The organism is Synechococcus sp. H60.3 (assembly GCF_047462295.1).
Lineage (GTDB): Bacteria > Cyanobacteriota > Cyanobacteriia > Thermostichales > Thermostichaceae > Thermostichus.
Genome location: NZ_JANSIY010000046.1, coordinates 13,368 through 19,177, shown reverse-complemented (window position 1 = coordinate 19,177; position 5,810 = coordinate 13,368). Strand labels below are relative to the sequence as shown.

Below are 5,810 nucleotides of genomic sequence, written 5' to 3'. Positions count from 1 at the left end.
GGCCGGGGGTGAGGGACGCTCTGGGAGAGGGGCCGGGGGTGAGGGACGCTCTGGGAGAGGGGCCGGGGGTGAGGGGCAAACTCAAACCGAGAAGCCTCAGCAGGCGTTTTAATAGCGAGATTGGAAGTTGCGCCGCCGCTCGCCGCCGTTGGCGTTACCAGAGCGGAAGCCTGAGGTGGGGCGTTCTTCTCGCGGACGAGCCTTGTTGACCTTGAGGTCGCGGCCCATCCATTCTGCGCCATCCAGAGCGGCAATAGCAGCCTGCTCTTCGGCCTCAGAACTCATTTCCACAAACCCAAAACCACGGATGCGACCCGTCTCCCGGTCGGTGGGGATCTGCACCCGCTTCACCGAACCGTACTCGGCAAAAACAGCGGTTAAATCTGCTTCTGTCACCTTAAAGGAAAGGTTACCTACATAAATTGACATCGACGATCTCCGAAAGAGAGAGAAACAAAGGGCGAGATATTCGGAGAGCCGTCTGCCAATACAAAACGTGAAAACCCGTCAAGATCAGAAGAACCGAACGCTACAACCGACATCTATCTCGAATTAGCTTTCATCATAACACAGAGATGGGGGATGGCCACTCCCCTTGCACAAAAATAGCCGGTGCTATTCGGCTGCCTAGGTCAAGAGCCCCAAAGGAGAGCGCTCCCCGTTGCCCTAGCCCCAAAACCGCGGATGCGGCCTGTCTCACGGTCGGTAGGGATCTGCACCCGCTTCACGGAACCGTACTCAGCAAAAACAGCGGTCAAATCCGCTTCCGTCACCTTAAAGGAAAGGTTACCTACATAAATTGACATCGACGATCTCCGAAAGAGAGAGGAACAAAGGGCGAGATATTCGGAGAGCCGTCTGCCAATACAAAACGTGAAAACCCGTCAAGATCAGAAGAACCGAACGCTACAACCGACATCTATCTCGAATTAGCTTTCATCATAACACAGAGATGGGGGATGGCCACTCCCCTTGCACAAAAATAGCAAAATAGCCGGTGCTATTGAGCTCGAGGCTACGCAAGTCGGCTGCCCAGGTCAAGAGCCCCAAAGGAGAGCGCTCCCCGTTGCCCTAGCCCAGCTTTTCCAGGCGGGCTTGCAAAAGCTGCATCTGGGCCTCCAGCTCTGCCAGTTGCTCGCGGCTGGCCTGCACCACTTCCGGGTTGGCCCGACTGAGGAAATTGGGGTTCTCCAGGCGGGCGCGGATCCCTTGCGCCTCTTTTTCCAGCTTGGCCAGATCTTTTTGCACTTTAGCCTGCAGCGCCTCCACATCCACCAGCCCCGTCAAGGGCACCAGCACCTGCACCGTGCCCACTACGGCAGCCGCCACCTGCTTGGGTTCCCTGGCCAGGGATCCCGTAATTTCTAGGGACTCGGCCTTGGCCAGATCGCGGATGTAGGCTTGAGCGGCGGTGAGGATCCGCTGCTCGTCGGGATCCTCGGTAACCAGCAGAGCCGTGATGGTTTGATGGGGCTTAAGGCCAGCCTCTGCCCGCAGGTTGCGCAAGCTGCTGATGGTCTGGATCACCAGGCCGAACTCCCGCTCCAGTTGCGGGTTAATCCAGCTAGGGTCAGGGGCGGGATAGGGCTGGACGGAGATGGAGGTGGTTTGGTTGGCCTGGGTGAGGAGCTGCCAGACTTCTTCGGTGACGTGGGGCATCCAGGGGTGCAGCAGCCGGAGGATGGTCTCCAGCACAGTGGCCAACACCTGCTGTGCCGTGCGCTTGGAGGTTGGGTCTTCTCCCCGCAGCCGCGGCTTGGCCAGCTCGATGTACCAGTCGCAGAAGTCATCCCAAATCAGGGAATACAAGAGCCGCGCCCCCTCGCCCAGGCCGTAGGCTTCCAGCTCTTCGATAACCTGGGTGGCCGTGGAGTGCAGCCGCGACAGGATCCAGCGATCGGCCAGCTCCAGCGCCTCCGGAGCCGGGGATCCCAGTTGGGCGGGGGTTTGCCCCTCTAGGTTCAGGAGCACAAAGCGGGAGGCGTTCCAGATCTTGTTGGCAAAGTTGCGGGCCGCCTCCACGCTGGCGCTCTCGCCCGTCTTGCGGTCGTAGGCCAGGCGGATATCCTGCCCTGCCCCCACCACTTCTTTAACCAAAGCGTAGCGCAGGGCGTCGGTGCCGTATTTGTCCAAGAGCTCGATGGGATCGATGCCGTTGCCCTTGGACTTGGACATTTTTGCCCCGTGCTCGTCCCGCACCAGGCCGTTGATGTAGACATCTTTGAAGGGGATCTGGCCGGTAAACTGCACTCCCATCATGGCCATGCGGGCCACCCAGAAGAAGATGATGTCGAAGCCCGTGGACATGAGGGAGGTGGGGTAGTAGCGCTTGAAGTCCTCCGTCTCCTCCGGCCAGCCCAGTGTGGAAAAAGGCCACAGAGCCGAGCTAAACCAGGTGTCCAACACATCGGGATCCCGCTCCAGCCGCTCGAGGGCCGGGCCAAACTTCTCCCGTGCCTTCGCCCAGGCCTCTTCGGCATTGCGGGCCACCACAAAAGCCTGGGGATCCTCAGGGATCTGGCCGTCGATGACGGGGTACCAGGCCGGGATCTGGTGCCCCCACCACAGTTGCCGCGAGATGCACCAGGGGCGCAGCTTCTCCAGCCAGCCCGTGTAAACCTTGGTCCAGCGCTCCGGAATAAAGCGGGGGTTGTGGTGCTCCCGCTCCTCCTGCAGGCAGCGGGCCGCCATGCCGGAAACATCGCAAAACCACTGAATGGAGAGCAGCGGCTCAATGGGCACACCCCCGCGGTCGCTGTAGGGCACGCTGTGGGTGTACTCCTCCACCTTCTCCAGCAGACCGTGCTCGGCAAACCACTGCACCACCCTCTCGCGGGCCACAAAGCGATCCAGACCGGTGAAGGGATCCCCGTTCTCGTTGAGGGTGCCGTCCTTGTTGAGAATGTTGATCAAGGGCAACTGATGGCGCCGGCCCATCTCAAAGTCGTTGGGATCGTGGGCTGGGGTAACTTTGACACAGCCGGAGCCAAAGGAGGGATCCACGTACTCGTCGGCAATGATGGGGATCAGGCGCTCCTTGATGGGCAGCCGCACGAACTGGCCAATGAGATGGCGGTAGCGCTCGTCTTGGGGGTGGACCGCCACGGCTGTATCCCCCAGCATTGTCTCGGGGCGGGTGGTGGCCACCACCAGGTACTGGTTGGGATCCGCAGCCAGGGGATAGCGGAAATGCCAGAGGTGGCCCTTGACCTCTTTGTTGTCCACCTCAATGTCGGAGACGGCCGACTGGGTGGCCGGACACCAGTTGACCAAATACTCGCCCCGGTAAATTAGCCCTGCTTCGTAGAGGCGGACAAAGGCTTCCGTAACTGCCCGGCTCAGCCCCTCATCGAGAGTAAAGCGATCCCGCGTCCAGTCCAGCGACAGGCCCAGGCGCCGCAGTTGGCTTTTGATGGTGCCCTGGGATTGCTCCTTCCAGGCCCAGGCCCGCTCCAGAAAAGCCTCGCGGCCCAGGTCAAAGCGGCTCTTGCCCTCCTGGCGCAGTTGGTTTTCCAGGATGGTGTGCACGGCAATGCTGGCATGATCCGTGCCGGGCAGCCAGAGGACGTTGTAGCCGCGCATGCGCTTGTAGCGCACCACCACATCCGGCAGGGTAAAGGCAAAGGCATGGCCCATGTGGAGGCTGCCCGTGACGTTGGGCGGGGGCAGCACCATGCTGAAGGCTTCTCCCGGCGCCTTGGGATCCGCCACATAAAACCCCTTTTCCTCCCAAAAGCGCTGCCACTTCGGCTCGGTTGCAAAGGGGTTGTACTGGCTGGGCAGGTGGGCAAGGGCAGGTGCAGCAGTCATGCCGAATCTAGGCCAGGGCTTCTCGAAGAACTACCCTAATAGGTTAGCAGGCTTACTTTAGCCTGACGGGCTCTTGCGGCTCTCTTTGCCGGGGTGGACTTGCGGGGGATCCCTCTTGACCTTGTAGTTAGCTATAGGGTTTAGGCTAGGAGAGCTGCTGGAGAGAGGGTATAGAACCGGGCATGTCTGAACTGCTGCGGGTGGGTCAGGTAGCCGAGAAGTTGGGCATCAGTCCCCAAACCCTCTACTTCTACGAGCGCCTGGGGCTCATTCCCAAACCGCGCAGGACGGAGGGGGGCTATCGCCTCTACGGGGAGCCTGAGCTGGAGCGGCTGGCTTTTATTGCCCGCGCCAAGGCTTTGGGACTTACCCTGGCCGAGATCAAAGAACTGCTCTTGCTTCAGGAGAACGGGCAAGCTCTGCCCTGCTGGCAGGTGTACGTAAAGCTAACGGAAAAACTTAGACAAATCGATAAGTCAATTGCCCATCTGCAGGAACTCAAAGGGGAGCTATCGACACTTATTGAACAGTGTCAACAGAAATTTTCTGAACAAGAGAAAAGTTCCTCTTGCACTATCTTCCAACAACAGCTCGATAACCCATGACAAGAGAACCCCTTGCACCATTTTCTGCTAATGCTTGGCAGCCCTTGTGTCCAAGGAGCGGGGAGCAAGGGATCCCGGTTCAACTGATTACCCTGAAGAGCCTGCTGTTCCCTCGAGCTTTGGCACAACTGGATGCGGACAGCAACTATGCGTTTTGCCGGGATCCCATTTGTCCTGTTGTTTATTTTTCTGAGCAAGGTCAAAGCTTTGGGGTTGACGACCTCAAGGTGCCAGTCTTTCAAAAAGAAAGTGGCGAGGACGTACCCGTCTGCTACTGTTTTGCATGGACGCGCCGGCGCATTCGGCAGGAGCTGCAGGGATCCACAACGCCCCAGGCCATTCTTGCCGAGATTGCCACCCACATCAAAGCCAGGCGCTGTGGCTGCCAGGTCAACAACCCCCAGGGGTTTTGCTGTCTGGAAAATGTCAGGCAGGTCATCTTAGAAGTGCAGCAAGAGAAGGTTGAGGAACGAGATAGCTGAAGAGCCAAAAGACCAGAGATTTCTCCGTTCCAAGGGTAGCTTTGGTCGTACCATTCCTACGAGGATTGCGCACAGATTGTCCAACCTTCTAAAGGCAAACTTGTGTCTAGAATCTTCTCGGCTGGGGTGGGAATTATCGCAATTATCGGCTGAAATAGGCGTTGAGCCATTCCAGGCATTCCATAAAGTAAAACACTAGAGGTCCGGTAAAGACGTAGCTATCGCCCCGATCCAAAATGCCGCCGTGGCCGGGGATGAGATCCCCGGAGTCTTTGACACCGGCATCCCGCTTCATCAGCGATTCCGTTAGGTCGCCCAACAGGCTCGTTAGCCCAATCAAAAACCCCAGCACGCTGCCGCTCCACCAGCGCCAGGGCCAGTTCAGATAGTAGGCTCCGGCCATGGCCAGGGCCATGCTGGCCGCGATCCCGGCCACGGCCCCTTCCACCGTTTTTTTGGGGCTGAGGAGGGAGAGCTTGGTGCGCCCAAAGGCCCGCCCACAGAGGTAGGCCGCTACATCGGCAGCAATGACACAGCCAATAGCCAACAGCGTAATCCACAGCCCTTCCCCCAGTCCTTGGGAAAAAGACAAAGCCCTGACGCGGATCCAGAAGCTGGGCAACAGCGCGCAGTAAAACAATCCCAAAATCGAGGTGGCAATGTCGGCGATAGTGGCCAGCTTGGGCTTAAAAAGCAGATAAAAGCAGATCACAGAACCGGCCACGATAAAAGCAGGGCTGGTCCACTCCGGCTTAACCTGCTGCAAAATCACCAGCACCTGGCTGGAAAACATGGTGGTGCGCATGGCCGGTGCATTGCCCTTGGCCTGCACCAAGCGAAAGAACTCCAGTTGCGCCAGAAAAATAATCAGCCCAATGGCTGCCGTGAAGTACCAGCCCCCTAGCAGGGTGAC

The 5,810-nt window shown here is 58.7% G+C and carries 5 protein-coding genes and 1 pseudogene; 2 read left to right on the top strand and 4 right to left on the bottom strand.

Going from position 1 to position 5,810, the window contains the following annotated elements; translation table 11 throughout:
• Window positions 1–108: 108 nt before the first annotated feature.
• From NW841_RS06760 to NW841_RS06750, 3 genes and pseudogenes are all read right to left on the bottom strand, one after another.
• Window positions 109–429: an RNA recognition motif domain-containing protein gene (locus tag NW841_RS06760; RefSeq protein ID WP_414335402.1), complete on the bottom strand. Its 321-nt coding sequence runs from the start codon at window positions 427–429 to the stop codon at window positions 109–111.
• Between the two features lie 242 nt (window positions 430–671).
• Window positions 672–806, bottom strand: a pseudogene (locus NW841_RS06755) (RNA recognition motif domain-containing protein); the annotation flags it as partial.
• Between the two features lie 265 nt (window positions 807–1,071).
• Window positions 1,072–3,810, bottom strand: a complete 2,739-nt coding sequence (locus NW841_RS06750; protein WP_414385928.1) for a valine--tRNA ligase — start codon at window positions 3,808–3,810, stop codon at window positions 1,072–1,074.
• Between the two features lie 182 nt (window positions 3,811–3,992).
• Between NW841_RS06750 and NW841_RS06745 the strand changes: the two genes are divergently transcribed.
• Window positions 3,993–4,415 (top strand): heavy metal-responsive transcriptional regulator, encoded by a 423-nt coding sequence (locus NW841_RS06745; protein ID WP_414349108.1) that lies wholly within the window; start codon window positions 3,993–3,995, stop codon window positions 4,413–4,415.
• Window positions 4,416–4,459: 44 nt separating this feature from the next.
• Window positions 4,460–4,897, top strand: a complete 438-nt coding sequence (locus NW841_RS06740; RefSeq protein ID WP_414385927.1) for a putative iron-sulfur cluster-binding metallochaperone — start codon at window positions 4,460–4,462, stop codon at window positions 4,895–4,897.
• A 142-nt stretch (window positions 4,898–5,039) separates the two neighbouring features.
• Here NW841_RS06740 and NW841_RS06735 read toward each other — a convergent pair whose 3' ends face one another.
• Window positions 5,040–5,804, bottom strand: coding sequence for a phosphatidate cytidylyltransferase (locus NW841_RS06735; RefSeq protein WP_414385929.1), 765 nt, complete (start codon window positions 5,802–5,804; stop codon window positions 5,040–5,042).
• Window positions 5,805–5,810 lie beyond the last annotated feature (6 nt).